General features: G+C 47.5%; 19 protein-coding genes. 4 read left to right on the plus strand and 15 right to left on the minus strand.

Features of this window, described 5'->3' with window-relative positions; genetic code table 11:
• Positions 1–7: 7 nt before the first annotated feature.
• Together KE626_RS12235 and KE626_RS12240 are read right to left on the minus strand one after the other, a co-directional pair.
• A complete protein-coding gene (locus KE626_RS12235; RefSeq protein ID WP_211973191.1) occupies positions 8–1,432 on the minus strand; it encodes a hypothetical protein in 1,425 nt (474 codons plus the stop codon).
• Positions 1,433–1,714: 282 nt separating this feature from the next.
• A complete protein-coding gene (locus KE626_RS12240; protein ID WP_211973192.1) occupies positions 1,715–2,188 on the minus strand; it encodes a group II truncated hemoglobin in 474 nt (157 codons plus the stop codon).
• Between the two features lie 359 nt (positions 2,189–2,547).
• Here KE626_RS12240 and KE626_RS12245 point away from each other — a divergent pair, with 359 nt between their 5' ends.
• Positions 2,548–3,405: a glycerophosphodiester phosphodiesterase family protein gene (locus KE626_RS12245; protein ID WP_211973193.1), complete on the plus strand. Its 858-nt coding sequence runs from the start codon at positions 2,548–2,550 to the stop codon at positions 3,403–3,405.
• Between the two features lie 26 nt (positions 3,406–3,431).
• Here KE626_RS12245 and KE626_RS12250 read toward each other — a convergent pair whose 3' ends face one another.
• The 7 genes from KE626_RS12250 to KE626_RS12280 all read right to left on the minus strand — a co-directional run bounded on the left by KE626_RS12250 (position 3,432) and on the right by KE626_RS12280 (position 13,192).
• On the minus strand, positions 3,432–4,256 hold the full coding sequence (locus KE626_RS12250) for a glycerophosphodiester phosphodiesterase family protein (RefSeq protein ID WP_211973194.1): 825 nt from the start codon (positions 4,254–4,256) through the stop codon (positions 3,432–3,434).
• A gap of 12 nt (positions 4,257–4,268) precedes the next feature.
• Entirely contained in the window at positions 4,269–5,621 is a 1,353-nt protein-coding gene (locus KE626_RS12255) for a PhoPQ-activated pathogenicity-related family protein (RefSeq protein ID WP_211973195.1), read from the minus strand.
• Between the two features lie 46 nt (positions 5,622–5,667).
• Positions 5,668–7,368, minus strand: coding sequence for a SusD/RagB family nutrient-binding outer membrane lipoprotein (locus KE626_RS12260; RefSeq protein WP_211973196.1), 1,701 nt, complete (start codon positions 7,366–7,368; stop codon positions 5,668–5,670).
• Between the two features lie 22 nt (positions 7,369–7,390).
• Complete coding sequence (locus KE626_RS12265; RefSeq protein WP_211973197.1) at positions 7,391–10,846, minus strand: SusC/RagA family TonB-linked outer membrane protein; 3,456 nt, start codon at positions 10,844–10,846, stop codon at positions 7,391–7,393.
• Positions 10,847–10,927: 81 nt separating this feature from the next.
• Positions 10,928–11,980 carry a FecR family protein gene (locus KE626_RS12270; protein ID WP_211973198.1) on the minus strand — a complete coding sequence of 351 codons (1,053 nt, stop codon included), beginning with the start codon at positions 11,978–11,980 and terminating at the stop codon, positions 10,928–10,930.
• A gap of 72 nt (positions 11,981–12,052) precedes the next feature.
• A complete protein-coding gene (locus tag KE626_RS12275) occupies positions 12,053–12,601 on the minus strand; it encodes an RNA polymerase sigma-70 factor (RefSeq protein WP_211973199.1) in 549 nt (182 codons plus the stop codon).
• 78 nt (positions 12,602–12,679) lie between these two features.
• Complete coding sequence (locus KE626_RS12280; protein ID WP_211973200.1) at positions 12,680–13,192, minus strand: hypothetical protein; 513 nt, start codon at positions 13,190–13,192, stop codon at positions 12,680–12,682.
• Positions 13,193–13,425: 233 nt separating this feature from the next.
• Between KE626_RS12280 and KE626_RS12285 the strand changes: the two genes are divergently transcribed.
• A complete protein-coding gene (locus tag KE626_RS12285; protein WP_211973201.1) occupies positions 13,426–14,100 on the plus strand; it encodes an alpha/beta hydrolase in 675 nt (224 codons plus the stop codon).
• Positions 14,097–14,978, plus strand: a complete 882-nt coding sequence (locus KE626_RS12290) for a hypothetical protein (protein ID WP_211973202.1) — start codon at positions 14,097–14,099, stop codon at positions 14,976–14,978. Before KE626_RS12285 ends, KE626_RS12290 begins: the two co-directional genes overlap by 4 nt.
• 26 nt (positions 14,979–15,004) lie before the next feature.
• Here KE626_RS12290 and KE626_RS12295 read toward each other — a convergent pair whose 3' ends face one another.
• The 6 genes from KE626_RS12295 to KE626_RS12320 are packed head-to-tail and all read right to left on the minus strand — an operon-like array spanning position 15,005 to position 19,693.
• A complete protein-coding gene (locus KE626_RS12295; protein WP_211973203.1) occupies positions 15,005–15,979 on the minus strand; it encodes a hypothetical protein in 975 nt (324 codons plus the stop codon).
• 19 nt (positions 15,980–15,998) lie between these two features.
• Positions 15,999–17,228 (minus strand): MFS transporter, encoded by a 1,230-nt coding sequence (locus KE626_RS12300; RefSeq protein ID WP_211973204.1) that lies wholly within the window; start codon positions 17,226–17,228, stop codon positions 15,999–16,001.
• A gap of 15 nt (positions 17,229–17,243) precedes the next feature.
• On the minus strand, positions 17,244–17,681 hold the full coding sequence (locus KE626_RS12305; protein ID WP_211973205.1) for a MarR family winged helix-turn-helix transcriptional regulator: 438 nt from the start codon (positions 17,679–17,681) through the stop codon (positions 17,244–17,246).
• 58 nt (positions 17,682–17,739) lie between these two features.
• Positions 17,740–18,819 (minus strand): transglutaminase domain-containing protein, encoded by a 1,080-nt coding sequence (locus tag KE626_RS12310; RefSeq protein WP_211973206.1) that lies wholly within the window; start codon positions 18,817–18,819, stop codon positions 17,740–17,742.
• 36 nt (positions 18,820–18,855) lie between these two features.
• Complete coding sequence (locus KE626_RS12315; RefSeq protein ID WP_211973207.1) at positions 18,856–19,227, minus strand: DoxX family protein; 372 nt, start codon at positions 19,225–19,227, stop codon at positions 18,856–18,858.
• Position 19,228: 1 nt separating this feature from the next.
• Positions 19,229–19,693 carry a hypothetical protein gene (locus KE626_RS12320; RefSeq protein ID WP_211973208.1) on the minus strand — a complete coding sequence of 155 codons (465 nt, stop codon included), beginning with the start codon at positions 19,691–19,693 and terminating at the stop codon, positions 19,229–19,231.
• Positions 19,694–19,816: 123 nt separating this feature from the next.
• Between KE626_RS12320 and KE626_RS12325 the strand changes: the two genes are divergently transcribed.
• The gene (locus KE626_RS12325) at positions 19,817–20,452 is read left to right on the plus strand and encodes a MarR family winged helix-turn-helix transcriptional regulator (protein WP_211973209.1); all 636 of its coding nucleotides are present in this window, start codon (positions 19,817–19,819) and stop codon (positions 20,450–20,452) included.
• Positions 20,453–20,470: the final 18 nt, after the last annotated feature.

Raw genomic sequence — 20,470 nt, forward strand, 5'->3', positions numbered from 1 at the left:
TTATCTTTTAGCGTAAAAATTCCGGTACTTCCGGTGATACATATACGAAAGCGTGATAGGTATCATTGAGTACATATAATAATTTCAGGGTAGCGGCATAAGCATTGGAAATGGCCTGCCAGGGCTGCCCGCTTTCGCAGAGGGTTATTTGTTCTTCCACTGCATAATCCAGTGTGCTTTTGGTCCATTGATTGATCAGTTCCTTGCTGTTGGGGTCCTGCATGGCTGCCCGCATCCCTTTGGCAATGTGCATGGGTATCTTTATAAAATACTGGTACAGGTTGGCTTTGCCTTCCAGCCCGGAATGGGTTCCTTCTTTGGCGAGGAACCCGGCCATACCCAACAGTTGCCGCATGCGTACATACCCGAAGCTGAAGTTGCGGTACAGCAGTTCATGCGGCGGTTTAACCGGTATCACTGCTTCCCCGTAAAGACACAGCACATGCTGATCGAGATTGTCGCCCGACAGGGACTGGAAGCCATAAAAATCTTCCTCGTCATATACGCTGATATTAATATCCACACCATTATAAGAAGGATTTTTCCCGCTTAATGCCAGCAATGCGCTGCCGGTATCTTTTACGTAGAGGATCACATCATAGTCTGCGAAATGCTGACTGGTAACAGATGAACCGTAAACAAAAATGGCCAGCAGGTTATCGCTGAGCAGGTTCCGGAGATAGGGTGCAAATCCGAAACGCTCCTGTTGTGCGGAGGTAAGCCTGCTTTCCTTTACCAGCAGCGGAGTGGTGGTAACGCCCTTGCTCAGTGCCGTGAGCAGGCGGCCATACATCTGTTTGATGGCACTGATCCTGTCAAAAGCAGGGATATCGGTGGCGTAGCCGTACTGCAGCACAAATTGCTGTAATGCCTCCTTACTGATGATATCTATCTCCAGTGATTCCAGGTAAAAAGATACCTGCCACAAACGATCGAGCTTACTTTGTATAGTGGCTTCTGTAAAACGGTTTTGTATGATAGCGGCGCTCAGGGTGCATCCGGCCAGGAAAAGCAGTGACTGCAGGTAATACCGGTTGGTGCCTACGGAGGAGCCGCTATTGACCGGTAATATGGCATGATAGGTTTTGAGCGATTGGATAAACCCAGTATAGGCTGCATCCAAAGGGTGGTAGCGCACTTCTTCCAGGAATCGTTCAAAGAACAGGGGATGAAAAAGCGACGATAACTCCAGCATTTTCCTGCTGATGGGCCTTGGATTAGGGAGTTGATGTTCGGTGGCGATGCGGAAAAAATCGCGCAGCTCCTGTTCATCCGGTTCTTCATTAAAAAGGACAAAAGTAAAATCGCTTTCTTCTTTTTCCCGCCAGCCTGGTGGCATGGAAACAATGCGATAACCTGCATATTTATCCTTAAATATGGAGAAAAGGGAGCCGATATCTACCGGAGGTGGTGTATACAACTGCTGTTTCAAAGTTTTGTGCTTTGAGATAGTAACGACTATAGTGCCTGAATCGATCGCCTTATTTATATTGATGGCCTTTTGGTGAAGCTGTCATTCAATATAAACCAGAAAAATCCGCTCTTTTGGGGTCCATTCTTTACGTCATTATTTTGAGGTTTTCTAAAAACAAATTATTGTTAAATGGGGTGTATTTTAAAGTTAGGATATTTCCGGCAAAATTCAAATTTAAAGATAAGGGAAACGGGCTGGTACCAACCAAGGAAGTACCAGCCCGTTTTTCAGTGAATCAACTCATGGCTGGTATGGTCCGCCGGGCTCCCCCCAGCCCCATTTGGGCATTGGTTCATCCGGGTTCATGGTAACACCGGTTTCGTTTGAGTTGATAACGGCGATACGCGTACCCCATTCTATATACGCTACAAAAGCAGAACGGAATTCCGGATCTGCCGGCAGATCCAGTTCATCTGCCGTGGCGATCAGCAACTCCACCCATCTTTTTCTGTGGGCCTCTGTGAGATGTTTTCCCAGGTGTTTCATGATCATGGCAGCATGTGATCCTTCGCCACTGCTGTATAACTTAGGACCGCCAAATACTTCGGCGATGAAATGGGCAACATGCCGCTGGTGTTCGGGCGACATATGTTTAAACACCGGGCCAATCAGCTCGTCCTGCAAAACTTTGTCGTAAAATTTGATCATCAGTTTTTCAAATACCGGCATTCCGCCGGCCCATTCATATAATGTTGGAATGTTTTTGTTGGTCATCTTTTTTGAATAAAGCTAAAAAGGTTAAACGTTGAAATCAAGGGCCTACCAAAAAGTAAGGCGGCCGCATTTAAGTTATGCTTTTTCGGGTATCCAATAAAATTGAAGTGTATCTTTAAACATTATCATCAATACCACCACGCATGAATTTATTTGGACCAACGGCAGTATTAACGGATCTGGCTAACCTGATGATGTCAGGGAACTTTGCAGTGTGAAGGAGTTCCTGGAGAACCCCGGGCAACAGATCGATAAGATTTTTGAGTAGGCAGCAGCACATAAGAAATCAATGTTATTTTTAATTGATTACATCGTTATAAAAATTCCTTTGTTGTATCTTAACTGCAAATACTTATGAAATGAAATACCTGATGATGTTACTGCTATGCGGGGCTTCCCTGGCGGTTCGCGCACAGCAATCCCGCCCGGTAGATGCCATTACCGATGAATTTTACCATCATCCGGAGCATATCATGGTGGCGGCCCATCGCGCTGCTCATACCCGGTATCCTGAAAACTCCCTGGCTGCTGTGAGAGAAGCGATGGAACAGGGTATTGATATCGCAGAAATAGATGTGCGGGAAACAAAAGATCATATACTGGTGATCATGCATGATGAAAAAATTACCCGCACCACTGGTCAGCCCGGTAAAGTAACAGACTATACTTACCAGGAACTGCAGCAGTTTCCGCTATTGTACAACGGGCAACCTACTACAGAAAAGATCCCGACGTTTGAAGCGTTGCTGCAGCTAACCAAAGGAAAAATAATGGTGGATGTGGACTTTAAAGCCGACACCGAAGCGGCAGCAAAACAGGCGGTGGAGCTGATCAGGGCGCATAATATGGAAGACCAGGTATTGTTCTTTATTTACGAACATCCTTTTGCCAAACAGCTGCTGGCCTGGGACGCGAAGTTACCGGTGATGCCGCGGGCCCACAGTGTGGCAGAAGTAACTGAGATAATGGGGATGGCTAAATTTCCTGTTATCCATATTGATGATGCTTTTTATACGGACTCGCTGATGCAGCGCATCACTGCCGGTGGTACAAGAATCTGGATCAATGCCCTTGGAAAATATGATAACATGGAAAAACAAGCGGAAGGCGGCGGCTTTGATCAGCGGCTGAAAGACGCAAAGTATGCCAATGTTATCCAGACAGACTTCCCGGAAAAACTATTGGCATACCTGCGTAAGAGAGGCTTGCATCAATAAGGGATGGTAGTATTTTCATTCCGCCATCAGCGGAAGATGATACCATCCCGCAGGTGATTTTTATTCAGGTAGTTCACCAGCGCTTCGGGGTGATCGCTTTGTATACCCTGTACACCTTTGCGGAGTACGGCATCCCATTCGGCCGGACCTTCGGTAGGTGTTTGCGCATCGAGCCATATGGCTACGTGAAGTTTGCGGGCAATAGTGAGCATAGCGCTATCGGTTACATTATCCAATATGGAAAGATGTATTTTGCCCAGCAGCAACTGTAACTGCTCCGGCGTTTTTACCTCATCGGGTACGCTGCTCATCAATGGTATGGCCGGTGCTGTTTTTTGCCAGGGAGCATACTGCGTTTCTTTATTGAGGTATACCACCACCTGCTTTTCCATACCTGCCGCTTTTAGCTGTTGCACAGTTGTTGTTACATCCGCCTCTTTAAAATCCAGGTAGATATTCACCTTGCCTCTGGCGGCATTCAGCGCTTCTTCAAATGTGGGTACCTGGTATGTTTTTCCATCTTTACTGCTCACCACTAATTTTCTAATTTCTTCCAGGGTAAGATCTGATACCTTGCCTTTACCGTTGGTGGTACGGTTTACGGTGGCGTCGTGCATGAGCACCAGTTTCCCGTCCCTGGTGGTACGCAGGTCCAGTTCGGCATAGTCTGCGCCGGCCTGTATAGTAGCTTCTACCGCGGCTACGGTGTTTTCCGGCACGTTTACATGGTTGCCGCGATGGGCAATGACCACGAATTTATTTTTGGTGACCGGCAGCTGCGCAGCATGTTGCTGCGCAGCTGCGGTATGGATAAAAATAAGTGCTCCTGCAAACAAGAATATTCCTTTCATGCGTATCCCGGGTTAAATAATCTTTTTGGTATCGGTTACAAATACGCGGGTGCTCACGGTATAGGTGCCGCCTGTGGGATTCGTGTATTTAAGGTCTACATAAAAAGCACGGTAGCCATTGGCGGGCAGCGGGGTGGTTATTTTTACGGTCGACTGATGCGCTTTCCCCAGGCTCTGCGATGACCATTTTTCATTGCGGAAATCCAGGTCTTCCGAGTTGGCGGACCATAACACTACGTCTACGAGTTTGTCGGCGGTGGCCTGTGCGGTTAATCTTACTTTGCCGCGTTTGGTCCGGGTGGACCAGCTGCAGTCGGGATACGTTTGTTGGTTAAGCGTGGCGCCAAAGAAAGCGCTGAGTCCTTCGAAGGCGTGTTGTTTATCGCCCAGGTTATGCCCTGCATTGGGTGTATAGTTCAGCAGGTTTTTACCCGGGATGCTGTCTAAATAATTCTTGATATTATCTACTACCCAATATTCATCGTTAGTACCCATGAATATCATTTTGGGCATGGTGAGAAACCGGCGGTAAGAATAGGGGTCGATCATGGTATTGATAGCCTGCCCCTGGCTGGTATGGGCGGTTTGCGGGATGCCCAGCTTTACATAGTCTTCGATCTGTATGCTGTATTCTTTCCAGGTTTTGATCTGGTAATCGAGGCTCACGGGCATATTCAGCACATCGATCACCATCGGTGCAATGGCGGTAACGCGGGTGTCGTTGGCGCCGGTCAGCCAGGTGGTCCAGCCCCGTTTGGAGGCGCCGGATACGAGGAAGCGGTTAACGGGTTGCGACAGTTTTTCTTTCGCAAAACCTTGCACTACATCCATGGCACGCACGGCGCTTTTTACCATTGGGAAAAGCAAAGGCCAGGTATAGTCGCCATCCTCTTTAAAGTTATGCAGGGTATAGGAGATGAGTGCATCTTCCGTGAGATTTTTAAAGAGCGGTTGGTTGGGTGTTTGCCGCAGTACGGCAGTCACGGCATTGTTGGTGTTGGCTACCACTGCCATCTGCTGGTACAGTTCATCTTTGGCGCCGTTCCAGTTGGGAAGTCCTTCTTTTACTGAGCCGCCGGTGATGAACAGTAATGCGGCATCATAGTTTACATGTGGCGGAACAAAAATGGTAAGTTGATGTGTCCAGGTGTATTGCCGCCATTTTTGTGAGGTGAGCAGGATGCTGTATGCTTTTACCTGGTTCAGGTTGAACGAATCTTTAAGCTCCCAGTGAAAGGAGTTGTCGCCGTTGTTCAGGTAGCTTTTCAGCGCATTGTCGGGTGTAACGGCTTGCTGGGCAAATGCGGGTATCAGTAAAAACAGGCTTACAAATAACAGCGCCGTTGTTTTAAATAGTTGCTTCATATGCGGATCAATTAATTTATCGGGTTGAGTGTTGTAAAAGTAATACTTACCAGGGTTTGCCGGTACCCCGGATTATCCAGGGTTTGGACCAGGGACTGTTTTTGGCGCCATTAGCGCCAAAGGAAGAATAGGTGGTTACTTCCAGGTGATCCATGGCTGTGGCAATATTGGCTTTGTTCAGGTTTCTTTCTTCCAGCATGTAATACAGACGAACGGGTACCACCGGGCCTTTGGCATATGCGCCGGCATGTAATACCGGGTAACCGGTTCTTTTATAATCGGCCCAGGCTTCCGTGGCGGCTGTCCAGCTGGCAATCCATTTTTGTTCAATGATCTGTTGTTGTGTATGATTGAATTTAACGTTTGGCTGGGCAAGATAAGTATTCAGGCTGCTGCTCACTCCCCATACACTAAAAGAAGCCTGTATAGCGGCCTTATAATGCGTTTCTGCATCACCGGCAGCCCAACCCTTCACCGCCGATGCTTCGGCCAGGATAAAGTGTACTTCTGCTGCAGAAATCAGCCTGGCTTTCAGCAGGGGACCTTTGGCCTGCCTGTAGATATCATTGAGCCATGACACATGCGGATTTCGGGCGCCCTGTGCGGCATCGGGACTTAGATTGTATACAGCCGGCCCTGCGATACCGGGAGGAAGGCCTACATAGTCAACGTTCTGGTTAATATCGTTGATGGTAAGTCCCTTTGAAGTGAGTACATCCGGCGAAACATATCTTACCTTCCTGTTTTCACCAGCTACTACGGTGTCCACTGGTTTATAATTGTTGCCGGTACCGGGTGGTTTGGTATCATCTACCAGTAAAAAGCATTGTACTTTATTGGCCCAGATACCCAGGCGCGGATCGTTCAACGCCTGCAGGGAAGTAACCAGCGTATTACACATTTTCAATCTCCGGTAGTTGCTGCTGTCGGTATCATACAATACGTTGGCCGGCCAGGAGTCGGCATTACTGTTGCCGGGAAACGACATGGTGGCATCGTCGGCTGCATCGGTGATGATGGGATACTGCGTGGGACTGGCCACTATTTTTTCGATGCCTGCTTTGGCGATGGCGGGTAACTTTTCCGACAAACGCATGTAATAACGCAGGGCCAGGGAGTTAGCCATTTTACGCCATTTGGCCGGATCGCCCTGGTAATAAACATCTACTGCGTCAATAGCAGCCGGATAGGCGCTTTTCGGCTTGGATAATAAGGTATTTGCCTTTTCAAGATCGGCCAGGATGCCGGTATAAATAGCCTCTTGCGGATCGTATACCGGGGTGGTGCTGCTGCCTCCTTCTTCTCCTTTTAACGCCTGGGAATAAGGCGCATCGCCCCACAGATCGGTAATTAATCCGAACATCATTGATTTCATCACCAGCGAAACGCCCTGCTGTAATTCATTTTGCAGGATCACAGCCCGGTTGTACACCAGCTGGTTATTCCGGAGAATATCGTAGTAGTTGGTCCAGCTGTTGGAACCACCCCAGTCGTATTCATTGTGGGTGCTGGTCCAGCCATCTTTTTGCGTATGCTGCATCACACCTGCCATGTCCTGGTAGCCGAGGGTAACGATTTCTATACCTGCCTGTGTCAATACAGTGGATAATACCAGGTTGGGGTTGATGGTAGCCGGATTGGAGCCGTTGGGGTTTTCGTTTAATTTCATCAGGTCCTTTTTGCACGACGACACCGTTGCACCTAACAACCCAAGACAAAGTATCATTGATTTAGTAACTGTTTTCATGTTGCAGTAGTTAAATGAGCTGTTAAAAAGTTACATTCAGTTTAGCGCCCATTGGTATTGACCAGGGTGTTACATTATATCTTTCAATGCCCTGCATAAACTGCATGCCCGAGCCCTGAACGCTGGTAGAGGGCTGGTAGGCATTTTCCGGATCTATACCGATTTTTGCCGCTGTCCATAAAATGATGTTCCTGCTGTAAACGGCGATACTGGCGTTTTGTATTTTAGCGGCCGCTATGAATTTACGGGGCAGTTCGTAAGACAACGATACTTCCCGCAGCTTAAGATACGAAGCCGGGAAAAGAAAGGCCCTGGTAAATGACCAGGCGGTACTGCCGGCATAAGGCAGTGTAAGTGTTCCTGGTCCGCCGAGATTTTCCGTATAGCCGGTAGGGTTACCATTAGCATCATATCCTTTGGCTCTTACGCCGGGGATGAATACGCCGCCGTATGGCAGTACATAAGGACCGTATGCAAACGGATAGCCATTGTATTCCGGTGTAGGGCCACCCACCAGCGGAAATTTATTGCCACCGGGAATGATCAGTTCATCCTGGTGGCTCACCAGGTAATCCCTTAGCTCCTGTCCCTTCATATTGCCGGGGTTGGTGAGTTTATCAAGAAATAATTGTGAATTGCCTTTTTCTTCGCCGTAGCGGTAGGTTTGCGATACAAAATCGCCGCCGTTTCTCCAGTCGAAGGTCATGCTCAGTGTAAAGTTTTTATAGGTAACCGACGTTTGCAGGCCCATAATAAAATTGGGGTTAAAGTTGCCGATCTTATTACGGGTGTTGATGGCATCTATACTTTGCCACTTACCTGTATTGTCCAGTATCGGGTAACCATAATAGGGAGATGATTTATCGGTTACGGTTACCACCTGTGCATCGTAAATATCGCCGATGTCTTCTCCTACATATGTCCATGCGCCGCCTTTACCTTCTTCCCAAAGGGTGTAGTAAGGCAGGTCATCGGGGAGGGAAATAATTTTTGTTCTGTTGCGGGTGAAGTTGGCGTTGATATCCCAGCGCCAGTTTTTGCGCAGCAGGGGTGTACCGCCCAGTGTCAGCTCAATGCCCCTGCTTCTCAGTAAACCGGCGTTGATGTTACGCGAAGAGTAGCCGGACGATGGCGGCGTTTTTGGGCTGAAGATCTGGTTTTTGTTTTCCACCATGTAGTAGGTAGCTGCCAGCCGGAGTCGGTTCCTGAACAGGTTTACATCTAAGCCGCCTTCATAGGAGGTAGCTATTTCAGGTTTCAGAAAAGGATTGAGCAGGGTGCCGGAAGTAGTAAGCCGCGGGATGTTACCCCAGGCGCCGGCATCGTACAAAGTGCCCAGCAGCTGGTAAGGCGAGGCGTCGTTACCCACCTGGGCGGCGCCGCCTCTTATTTTGATGAGGTTAATATTATCGCTGGTGATACCCGCCATTTCGTTGATCAGTAAACTCAGCGATGCCGAAGGATAAAAGTAGGCAGCTGCTTCCGGCAGGGTACTGGACCAGTCGGTACGACCGGTTACATCCAGGTAGGCCATGCCTTTGTAGCCGATGTTGAGCATGCTGTATATGCTGTTCACCCCTTTTTCATACATCGTACTGTTATAGTTGAGGTTCTGCGGGGCAATGTTCTGGATCGTATATACACCCGGCGTATTCAGCCCGGTACCGTCTTTAGTAGCGGTTACAATATTTTTTCCTGTCTGATAGCGTTTGTTGCCGCCTGCGGAAATAGTGAAGTCGATATCGCGGATTTCTTTTTTATAGGTCAGCAGTACATCGATGTTACGCTCATAGTTGCTGAGGTTAATGATACCATAGGCGCCACCGGGATTATTCAGATAGCTGTTGGCAATTTTTGTCTCCCTTTTTTCATTGTAGGTATCCAGTGCATATCTTGCCATGAAAGTGAGGGAGGGCAGTATTTTCCAGTCGGCCCTAACGTTACCGAATACACGATCTCTTACAAAGGCATTCTTTACTTCATATGCCAGGAAGTAGGGGTTATTAAATACGCCATTGGCCTGGGTACGTTGTTGCAGCCCTTCCTGCCCGGGCATCCAGTAATCTTTCAGATCGCGCACATCGATATGCGGGGAAATGCTGTATACTGCCTGCAGCGGGTTGGCGCCGCGATCGCCGGCCGGCCGGTTGTTGGAATTGGTGCGGCTGAAATCTACGTTGGTGCTCAGGCTTAATTTTGAATTTACCTGCAGACTGGAGTTCAGGTTCAGCGCATTTTTAAACAGGTCGGTATTCGGGATAATGCCTTTATTGGTCATGTTGGCGTAGCCTACCCGGTAAGCGATCTTTTCATTGTTGTTGGCAATAGAAACGGCGGTGGTGGTGGTCATCCCGGTATTGACAAAATTTTTGGCGTTATCCTTATGCGATACCAGGGGCATGGGAATAGGTTTGCCGTTTTGATCTTTGGGACTGTTCCATTGCACTTCTTCATATCCCATATCCAGCTCCGCGCCAAAGGTAGCATCGATGTTTTCGGAGATGATGGTGCCGAAGGGGTTGGTGAGCAGGCTGCCGCTGCGGGATACAGGGATACCGGAAAATTGTCCGGAGCCGAATTTGGTTTGCCATTTCAAAAATTTATAGGGGATATCAAACACGGTATTAACGGACGCATTAACGGTAACGCGGTCAACTTTTTTCCCGGTTTTGGTGGTAATCAGCACCACGCCGTTTCCTGCGCGGGAGCCATAGAGTGCGGCGGCGCTGGGTCCTTTCAGGATCGTCACACTTTCGATGTTGTCCATATTGATATCGGAAATGGCGTTGCCATAATCTACTTTATTGTCTCTTCCGATCTGGCTCACGTTATTGACGGTATTGGCCAGCGGTACGCCGTCGACCACAAAGAGCGGCTGGTTATCGCTGCTGAGGGAGGTGGCGCCGCGTATAATCATACTCACCGACGATCCGGCGCCGCCGGTGGAGTTGATGGTTACGCCGGCAACTTTACCCGACATGGCGTTTAAGAGGTTTTCCTGTGTTACCCTGTTAAACTCTTTGCCGCCCAGTTCTTCTACAGAATAGCCGAGTGCTTTCTTTTCTCTTTTAATGCCGAGGGCGGTTACCAGTACCTGTTCCAGTTCTTCCACTTTTTTTTTCAGGACTACCGACAGCGACAACTTGCTGGAGTCGTTGATCGTGTAGCCTTTCAGGGTATCTGTTTTATAACCGATATGTGTAAAAATAAAATGGTAGGGGCCACCCGCGGGTAATTTGGCAAAGGAGAAGATACCTTTTTCGTTGGTAACGGTATTGGCCACTGCGGTGTTGCCGGTGCCTTCCACTCTTACCATGACATGCTGCAAAATTTCGTTGTTGTCATTTTTAATGATGCCGATGGCGGCGGGGTGTGCTTGCTGTGCCAGCAGGCTGCCTATGCAGCACTGCGATAACAGCAGCAACCAGATCGCTTTGGTGTGACGGCCTTTTCGGGATTGTCGGATGTTTACGCGCATAGTATTTCATTTTTAGGCAAAAGGAGCCACAGGCAGCCTTTTAAGGATGCAATAGCTATAGTATTGAACAGTACGTTCGGATTATTGTGTTACGTAAATAATATTATTTGTTTGCTTAATAGTAAGGTTGTTTAATGTGCCGATGGTGTTCAGGAAATCGCTGAGTGATTCTTTGCTGTTATCGAAAACGCCGGTGAAACTCATATCCGTCAGCGTATTTTCCTGGTATTGAATGGTGATGTTATATTTTTTTGCCATTAACCTGAAAATGTTTGCCAGCGGCTCATTGCTGAAAGTAAATATTTCATTTTCGGGTTTGACGGGTACTTTCTGGCTCGCTGTATTTACTGCTTTATTTTGCCGGCTCACCACAGCCATCATTTTCACCGGGTCAAAAGACAGATCCTGGCCGGGCAGCAGGTAGGTTGTTTTGCCGCCATTGTGTCGCCATATGCTGTCTGGTTGCACCATTACCTTACCGCTGATCAGTTGTACGCGCACAGCGCCTTTTTTGCCGCTCCACGCGGTTATTTTAAAAACGGTACCGAGTGCGGTGGTGCCCAGGTTACCGGTATACACGGTAAATGGTTTTTCTTTGTCGGGAGCTACTTTGAATAATGCTTCTCCTGATAAATATATATGCCGGTTAGCGTTGGCAAATGGTTCCTGGTATTTTATCCGGCTGCCAGGCGATAGCTCCACTACGCTGCCATCCTTTAAACGGAGCGGCATTGTTTTACGGGTGTTGTTGGCCTGTTCCCGGTAGGGTAAGGGTGTGGCCGCCGGTGCAGCTATTGGTTGGACTGCCGCTATTTTTTTGGCGGGTAACTGCTGATAAACGGTCCAGATAAGACCGGTACACAGCGCGCCGGTGATGGCTGCAGCGATCCACTTATAGTAGATCGTTCTTACCCGCTTTTTTTGCCAGGTACGGCTTTCAATCACTGCCAGCATTTTGTCGGAAATATCGGCAGGGAGCTGTGCGTCCGGGTGAAACGAATGCCAGCTGTCGTCCGTTAACCAGGGCTGCAACGCTTCCGGGTGTTGCATAATATATTCCTTTACCACCTGTATCTCTGCCTCACTGCATTCGCCCCGGAAAAACTTTTCAAGTAATGTTGCTGGATGCTTCATATCTATGTATTCGTTTGAAAACAGCAAATCCCTCACTGCTTAACAATTAGTAAATATTGTTTGCCGGAAAGATCAGAACAGGCTGGAGATGATCAGGAAGAAGAGTAATAGCAAGGAGTCTTTTAACTGCCGGATAGCGCGTACAATATGATTTTCTACCGTTTTTGGAGAGATGGATAACTGCCGGGCAATTTCTTTGTGTGGCAATCCTTCAAAGCGGCTTAGCTTGAACACATTTTTCCTGACGGGCGACAATTGTTCTATACTATGATATACGCGGTTTAGTTCCTCTTTTACGGAAATATCTGTTTCCATGTGCCAGTTGGGCGTTTCCCGGATCATGGATTCGGTGTGTTTATTCCGCACCTGTTGTTTGCGCAGCAGATCGGTCATCACGCTTTTGGCTATACGAAATAGTTGTGAGGAGATATTGAAGTTTGCCGACAGTTTTTCCCTTCTTTCCCAAAGCAGTATAAACGATAGTTGTACCGTTTCTTCTGCGAGATAAACGGAGTGTGTACATTTCAAAACATAGAAATAAAGTTTTGCATGATATTGTTGGTATATCATTTTAAAACTTTCGATATTTCCATTCTTTATATCCTGTACGATACTTTCCATAATGATCGCAAATATCTAATGGACCTAAACAAGATACAAGGAATTACTGATTATATTATTGTTATTTTAGACTCCCTGTTATTTCTTCAACTTTAGTACCAGCGGGGCCGTGGCCACTCCGGGAATGGTAACCGTAATAGAAAGATCGAGCGTAGAATCGCTCACATTTTCGATCCAGTGCGGGTCATTATCTCCTTTTTGTGAAGTCAGCAAAAATACCGCATCGTGTATATCCAGTTTCCAGGTGCCTGCATTGCCTGCTTTGGGCAATATCAGTTCAGTGCAGCCATCGATGACAAAGTTGCCATCCGTATTAAATTTATAGGTATTGGTTTTCGTGCAGGTGAATAAGGCCCCTGCCGGCCCGAGCAAAGGAGCAAGGGCAATGATGCTGGTGCCGGCGGGAATGTTTTGTCCGCCGAGTTTTACCGGCACTGCAAATACAATATCCTTTTGTTGCCAGTTGCCGGTAACCAGGCTGTACTTCTCCGATTTCTGCGGAGCCGTGTCCCTGTTCTTTTTGCAGGAAACGGTGAACAGGTGGGCGCCGGCCAGCAGTAACAGTATTTTGCCAGGGATAAAATTGCGCATAAAATTATACAGTTGAATGATGGGATAAATGAATTGGTGCAGCTGCCTCTTCTATGTATTCGTTTCAGGATGGAAAATCCCTCATTGGTTAACAATTAGTTCATACTGGAACCGGAAGGGCATTCAGGACGGGGTAGGATACCCAACGCGGCAAAGTGCTGAAATGGCCGTGGAGGGTATGACGGTTGAAAAAGGATTAGTATTTTACAGACAGGCTTATTAAAAAGTAACGTATGCGCGTCAACGCTTTCAGGGTGCTTATCTCCCTGGTGATCCTCTCTTTTGGGGTTCCTTTTGTTTCCCAATCGCAGGACCTGCCTGTCAGGGACTCTTTGTATTCGACCATTTTAGGCGAGGAGCGGAAGATCAACCTGGTATTCCCGGTCAATTACAATCCGCAGGCAGATACCCGTTATGAAATTATCTACTGCCTCGATGATGTACCACGTTTCCTGCGCGTACAGGGCGCTTTCCTGCAGAACGAAGGGTTTATGCCCAAGAACACGATCCTGGTAGGGATCACGAATGTTGAGAAAGAGGGGGCGAATACGCGGGACAGAGACTTTACACCTACTACTACCTTTCCCGGGTCTGGTGGCGCGGCCAGGTTCCGGCTGTTTCTTCGTAACGAGCTGATGCCGTTTATGAAAAGCAGGTACAAGGCAAAAGATAGCGGGCATACCTTATTTGGCGGTTCGCTGGGAGGACTGTTTGTATTTTATGCATTTTTAACGGATCCGGATCTCTTTACTTCCTATATCGCTATAGAGCCCAGTTTGTGGTGGGATGATTTTTACCTGAACAAGTTAGCGGTTAACAAATTTGATTCGCTGCGTAATCTCCATAATACGCTCTTTATGGGGGGCGTGATGGCAGCCCGCTGCGGTATATGGGCATGGGTGAAATGAACAGGATACTCAGCGCCAAAGCTCCGGCCGGTGTTGATTGGAAGTTTGTTACTTATACTGATGAAACGCATTACTCTGCTAATTTTAAAGGCTTCTGGGATGGACTTAAATTTTCTTACGGTGGTTTTTATGCGTCTACAGGCGGTTACCTGGACAGCAGGCAAATCCTGATCAAGCCATTCAACGGTATTGTATTAAAGGATCAGCCTTTTGCACTATACTGTTATAACCTGATGGCGGACACCTATATTCATTATTCTACAGATGGTGCTGCGCCTACGTTGCTGTCGCCTAAACTCACTGGAGAAGAGACAATGTTACGTATCAACCGCGATACAAAGGTGATATTGCAGTCGTTCGGCAAGCGGGAAGAATATAACAGAACGGTCGGTGCGGGCTTTAAAATGGGTACTGTTTTGCCGGCTATTGCTCAGCCGCCTGGCGTAGTGCCGGGTGGTCTGCATTTCCGCTACTATGAAGGAGCCTGGGATAGTATGCCGGATTTGCGCAAACTGAAGCCATTACAGTCCGGCATTGCGGGAAAGGATTTTGACCTTAATAAATTTCCTGCACAACATGCTTATGCGATTGTAAAAGAAGGACACATAGCGATAGATGAGCCAGGCTATTACATTTTTGAAATGGGGCCGGGGAATGACTATTCAAAAGTGTATATAGGTGATCAGCAGGTGCTGGGCATGCACTTTAAAGCCGGAGAGGGTGAAAGCTTTATGTTGCCGATGGACAAAGGGTTTTACCCGATACGGATATTATATTTCCGCCCGGAGAAGGGAGAGCGGCTGCAGGATATCTATCTTAAAGCAGCTATGAAAGATGATTATATCATACCTGCGGAAATGTTATATCACCGGCGGTAAAATGCCACTGAAACTACGTATGCCCGTTACCGTTTGTTTGTTGCAGGGGTATAACGGAAACGGATCATCGCATTTTCTGTTTCTGAAGATGAGACCCTTAGTTCATATCTTTTATCGCTGGTAAGAATGATCATTTTGGCGGTATTGGGTGGTATATCGCCCAGGTTGTTGGCATGGAGTACCAGTTCCTGGTATTCGATGCCGGGGTCGGCACTGAGTTGTATCCGGAGTGGCTTTGCGCTGAGTTCCTGCCGGTCGGCCACTTTATTGCCGTTGAAGAAAACGGTAACAGTGTCGTGGTCGATCGTACCATAGTCATACAAACTGATCTCGATAGCCGGACTGCTGATTTCATAGCTGCCCTGTACGCGGTTTTTACGGCTGCTGAGAGCGATGGAATCTGTTACCATGGGCTTGTGTTGGCTTGTACCGGGAACAGCAGGCGGGGTATTCAAGTTTTTAGTGATATTGATAACAGGCGTATCCGCCGGTTGCGGTTCAATTTTTTTCCCGCTGCCGGGTATGCGCAGCGCTGTTATCTCCTGGTCTGATAGCTTTGATAGCCGGATAAACCTTCTCGCGTGAACTTTTTTGTTGTTGTAGGTGGAGTAGCTGACAATGCTTCCCTGGAGCACTATTTCGCCGTCGATATTGAACCAGCGCAGGGTGAGTTCTGCCAGGCTTGTATGATATGTTTTAGGGATGGTAATGCTGTTGACTTTTATTTCTTTAAAGATCCAGTTCTGTTGTTCCTCTTTTCGTTCGCCCGTTACAGATAGTTCGCCAAACAGCTGATCATTTTCATGAAACCAGGCAGTGCCGGTATATTGGCCGTTGTCGGTTTTTATGATTTGCAGTATATAGGTGCCGTCCATCTGTGCCCATCCATCGTAGTCGATGGCGGTATATCCTTTCCATACGCCCTGCAGATTTTGGGCTTGGGTGCCGCAGCAAAGGAAAACGCAGCAGGCGATCAGTAAAGTTTTGAAAATGGTTAACATACTTTCAAATATAAGTCATTCAGGAATGTGCCGGTACTTCGAGTGGGCGTTCCATATAGAGTCGTCTGAAAAGCAGGCCGCCGATGCAGATGGTGATGATGCCCTGGAGCAGCACGGTGTTAGGAGTGCCAATGAGTTGTGACATGGCGCCCACCAGCAGGCCACCCAGCGGCTGCATTCCAAAAAATGCCATGGCATAGAAGCTGATCACCCTTCCCCGCATGGAGGGGTGTACTGTTGTTTGTATAAGCGTGTTGCTGATGGTGATTTGCGACATCATTCCGAATCCGGCCATAGTAGCGAATACAAGCGCAACAGGATAGTAAGTGGAATGGGAAAACAGGACTAATCCCGCGCCGAAGATAAGTGTGTTGATGGCGAGGATCTTTCTCAGGTTTTTCCCCGGCTTCAGGGAGGCGAGAAAAATAGCGCCGCAAAAGGCGCCCAGCCCGATAACGCTGTCTATCACGCCAAATGTAGAAGCGTTGCCTTTAAAAATGTCTTTGGCATATACAGGCATCAGGGTCGTGTAGGGGAGCACCAGCAGGCTGATGGAGGCCAGTGTAAGGAGGACCAGCGAAATGGCCGGTGTTTCCCGGATATACGTAAATCCCTCTCTCAGCTCGTCCGTTATGTTGGTAGTGCGTACTTTTGGCTGGTAAGCGGGTAGTTTCATTTGAAGCAGGGAACCTATCACCGCAATAAAGCTGATGGCGTTTAAGCCGAAACAGATATCTTCTCCGAATTTTTCCAAGGCAAGTCCGGCAATACCCGGGCCAATGAGCCGCGATAAATTTACCATGGAAGAATTTAATGCCAGCGCATTGGGCAGGTCTGCTTTATCATCCACCATTTCATATACGAGTGATTGCCGGGCCGGCACATCGAAAGCGTTGATAACACCGAGAAAAGCGCTGAGCGCAATGATTTCCCATACGGAGTAATGTTTAAAATAAATGAGTATTGTCAGTAAAAGCGCCTGGATCATAGAAGCCATCTGTGTGGCCAGCAATAATTTATAACGGTTGTACCGGTCTGATGCCACACCGCCAAGGAAGGAAAACACAAAAGAGGGGAACATACTGGCAAAGAGGGTGAGGCCCAGCATAAATTTAGAATGGGTCTGGGAGTAAATGACCCAGCTAACGGCTGTTTTCTGCATCCATGTGCCAATGAGGGAGATGGATTGCCCTGTAAAGTATAGCCGGTAATTACGGCTTTTAAATGCGTTGAATGTGCTGATGTTCATGATGCCCCGGTGCTTTTATTCAAAATCTACCAGCTTGGCCAAAGGTACCAGTGCTGCCTGCAGGATGGCCTGCTCTTCTTTGGTGCATACACTGCCAATAGCCTTGCTTAACCATTCGTCGCGTTCCCTTCTCACTTTTTCAATCCGTTCCCTGCCGGCGGCAGACAAAGAGATGTTGATCTTCCGTTTGTCGCTGTCGGAGGGTGTCCTGGTAATTAAACCGAGAGTGGAAAGGTGCTGGAGTAACTGTCCCATTGACTGGGGCGTCATTTTTTCCATTACCGCCAGTTCGGCGGATAACAGTTGCGGGTACTGATCGAGCAAAACCAATACGGAGCGCTCACTTTGCGATAGTTGTTCGTTGGCCGGTGAGAGCTTCCGCAGCTTTCTTATCAGTCTGGCGATAAGGGGACGGAGCTGGGCGGCCAGCAGATCCTGTTTTTTTGCAGACATGGTTAATAAGGTAAATTTATAAGTTTACCTTACAAATATACGATTTATTCCCGGATGTTTATATTTTTTCCACCATTATCCTGAATCTCAACATCCGGCGATAATCAAAAAGTATCTCCACGTAGTTTAAGAAGGGATCCGTTACCACGTAATCAAAAAGGTACCGGTTACCATTCCTGGTAAAGGGGGTATAGCGTTGTTTGTTTAGCGCAAAAGTATCTGTTACCCGGACGCTGCGCCGCCGGGATATCTTTATCTTTTTTTCTACCGCCAGGTTGCGGAAGAGATTAGAGTTTATCTGCACCTTGTCAACAAGATCAGTATATTTAATAACAAAGTGAATGGTGTCCCCTTTTTTCGCAGTAATAACTCCGCTACCAGGAGACAATAATTGTATGTTACTGATATAACCCGGTTCATAAAAGGGATTGTTGGCAAATTTTTCTTTTGTATAGTTGTCCTCGAATACCCATCTTCCATCTTTTGGATAGTGATTCCGTGTAAAGTCATGAAAAGAAGTTAGCCAGTAGTAATCATCATATTGCTTTTCGAACGGACGAAGTTTGCCGGTACTGGTTTCTTCGCAAGTGCCGCTGGCCCAGGTTGCATCTGCCAGTTGCCAGGAGCTGTCCAGCCATACGGCATTCCATGCATGATTTACAGATCCGGCAGTTCCAACCTGGTAGTGCTTTGTTTTCGTATAGCCGTCGATGATTTCACAACGGATGCCGGCCAGGTTACACATCCGTTTAAACAGCCTGGAGTAGCCGTTGCAAATGGCTTTTTTCTTACGAAGTATTTTATCCAGGTAGTTACGTTCCCAGTCTTGTAATATGGCTTCACAGTTAGCGCCGGTTTTGCAGGGCGGTGGTGTTATTGTTTTTCCTTTGTTGACAAATTTATAGTCGTACCGGATGTTTTCCGTGATCCAGATAAAGATCGCCCTGGCTTTTGCCAACTTCTCAGGATAGGGCGCCGTTAGTTCGTTTGTTAACCGGCAGATGTCGCCCTGATACTGTACCGTTCTGGCAATACTGTCGATTTTTGTGTACACCATTACCGGCTTTATGCCCTGGCAATGCGACTTATACGGAAACAACATCAAAACGAACAACAGCAGGTATCCGGATCTTGTCATACAGGTATAGCAGATTAATATCCGGAAGATAAATAATCAGGTTAATACCCGGTTGATTTTATGATAATACAGGTAGGACACTACCAGGCTGGCCAGGAATGTTAAATGCCCTATTTCCAGCAACACGCTGTCGCCGCTGGAGAGATGCGCCACTGTTGCGGAAACAAGGGTAATGGTAAAACCGGCATACGCGAAATCCTTGATCTTTGCCGGCACAAAGGGCAGGAGCAGCGCCAGTGATCCAAGCAGTTTGGCGGTGGTCAGTTCTATCCTGAACCAGTTGGGTAATCCGAGATGGGCGAAGGCGTTTTTCATTTCGGGGTTGAAGGCAAAGTTAAAAGCGCTCCACAGCATTACGCCTGTCAGAATACCTGTTGCTACCCAGTAGATGGTTTTATCTTTTTTCATGTTAGTTGAATTTAAAAACGCTTAACAGGATAATAATGAAGATGCATACCAGCTGTACCAGGTGAAACCGGTTCAGGTTAACCTTTATCTTTTCGGGAATGGCGGTATCGGTGGTGAGTGCTTTTTTTAGCTGTACCCGCTGCCGTTGCCCTACCAGCAGGGTGTTGGCGATAACGAGTAATACCAGGCCAAACTTGATCCTGAACCAGATCTGTTCCCCGAAAACGCCGTGGGTCATAGCCATAATGCCTATGCCGGACAGGATGATCACGCCAATGCCTATACGCATAAATACGGCGAATGGCGACATCGCCTGCATGACTGCCGGCGCTTTGGCGGTGTCCAGTGCATATTGCTTCCAGAACTGCCGGATGCCGATAAAGTCGGCGATAGTGCCGCCGGCAAATAGCAGAAAGCCGATCAAATGAGTAACTACCAGGCTTTGAAAAATAGTTTGTGTTGACATTTGCTATGTTTTTATTATAACGAATTTGAAATACTTTATGTAAATGTATAACGAAAATAAAGTAAAAACAAAAAATCCGAAGTATTTTTGATAATATTGCTTCGGAAATAATGCAACTGTTACATGAATAAAGCCGTGGAGCTGATTACAGCCTGGGGGGCTTTCGATGAAAAGCACCCTGAAAGTAGTATTGAAGAGTTTTGCCGGTACCACCTGGCCCATTCACAGGAAAAGGCAGAGATCCCCAAAGGCCGTTTCCTGCCTGTTACCAACGACGGCCTGTTAATGCGGGTAGTAGGCCGCATCTTTAAATTGCATACCATTTACACGGTGGCGGCCCTGGAAGGCACCGGTATCAATAACATCGACGAGTATGCTTTGCTCAACACCGTTGCGCAGCTGGGAGAACCCCGTAAAACAGAGGTCATCTATGCGGCATTGCAGGAGTTGTCGACCGGCACAGATAAGCTGAACCGGTTAAAGAAATTGGGTTATCTGGCAGAATATGATGATAAGGAAGACAAGCGATCCAAGCGCCTGCGGGTAACGGCCAAAGGAGAAAAAGTACTGGTGCTTTGCCGTAAACGGATCAGTCAACTGGCACAGGTAATGTTCCATGACCTGAGTGAAGATGATAAACAACTATGCTTCCAGTTGCTGAAAGGCGTGGAAACAAAATTCACCGGCATCTGGCAATCACATAAGGGGAAAGAATTTGAAGAAATTTATGGGGAGATAGTATCCGGCGAAGCGCCATAGCCATAATGGCACTATGGC

This window comes from Chitinophaga hostae (genome assembly GCF_018224885.1).
Classification (GTDB): domain Bacteria; phylum Bacteroidota; class Bacteroidia; order Chitinophagales; family Chitinophagaceae; genus Chitinophaga; species Chitinophaga hostae.

Coding starts and splice junctions, on each gene's coding strand:
- KE626_RS12240 (WP_211973192.1), bottom strand. CDS start 2,188: ATGACCAACAAAAACATTCCAACATTATATGAATGGGCCGGCGGAATG.
- KE626_RS12245 (WP_211973193.1), top strand. CDS start 2,548: ATGAAATACCTGATGATGTTACTGCTATGCGGGGCTTCCCTGGCGGTT.
- KE626_RS12250 (WP_211973194.1), bottom strand. CDS start 4,256: ATGAAAGGAATATTCTTGTTTGCAGGAGCACTTATTTTTATCCATACC.
- KE626_RS12255 (WP_211973195.1), bottom strand. CDS start 5,621: ATGAAGCAACTATTTAAAACAACGGCGCTGTTATTTGTAAGCCTGTTT.
- KE626_RS12260 (WP_211973196.1), bottom strand. CDS start 7,368: ATGAAAACAGTTACTAAATCAATGATACTTTGTCTTGGGTTGTTAGGT.
- KE626_RS12265 (WP_211973197.1), bottom strand. CDS start 10,846: ATGCGCGTAAACATCCGACAATCCCGAAAAGGCCGTCACACCAAAGCG.
- KE626_RS12270 (WP_211973198.1), bottom strand. CDS start 11,980: ATGAAGCATCCAGCAACATTACTTGAAAAGTTTTTCCGGGGCGAATGC.
- KE626_RS12275 (WP_211973199.1), bottom strand. CDS start 12,601: ATGGAAAGTATCGTACAGGATATAAAGAATGGAAATATCGAAAGTTTT.
- KE626_RS12280 (WP_211973200.1), bottom strand. CDS start 13,192: ATGCGCAATTTTATCCCTGGCAAAATACTGTTACTGCTGGCCGGCGCC.
- KE626_RS12285 (WP_211973201.1), top strand. CDS start 13,426: ATGCGCGTCAACGCTTTCAGGGTGCTTATCTCCCTGGTGATCCTCTCT.
- KE626_RS12290 (WP_211973202.1), top strand. CDS start 14,097: ATGAACAGGATACTCAGCGCCAAAGCTCCGGCCGGTGTTGATTGGAAG.
- KE626_RS12295 (WP_211973203.1), bottom strand. CDS start 15,979: ATGTTAACCATTTTCAAAACTTTACTGATCGCCTGCTGCGTTTTCCTT.
- KE626_RS12300 (WP_211973204.1), bottom strand. CDS start 17,228: ATGAACATCAGCACATTCAACGCATTTAAAAGCCGTAATTACCGGCTA.
- KE626_RS12305 (WP_211973205.1), bottom strand. CDS start 17,681: ATGTCTGCAAAAAAACAGGATCTGCTGGCCGCCCAGCTCCGTCCCCTT.
- KE626_RS12310 (WP_211973206.1), bottom strand. CDS start 18,819: ATGACAAGATCCGGATACCTGCTGTTGTTCGTTTTGATGTTGTTTCCG.
- KE626_RS12315 (WP_211973207.1), bottom strand. CDS start 19,227: ATGAAAAAAGATAAAACCATCTACTGGGTAGCAACAGGTATTCTGACA.
- KE626_RS12320 (WP_211973208.1), bottom strand. CDS start 19,693: ATGTCAACACAAACTATTTTTCAAAGCCTGGTAGTTACTCATTTGATC.
- KE626_RS12325 (WP_211973209.1), top strand. CDS start 19,817: ATGAATAAAGCCGTGGAGCTGATTACAGCCTGGGGGGCTTTCGATGAA.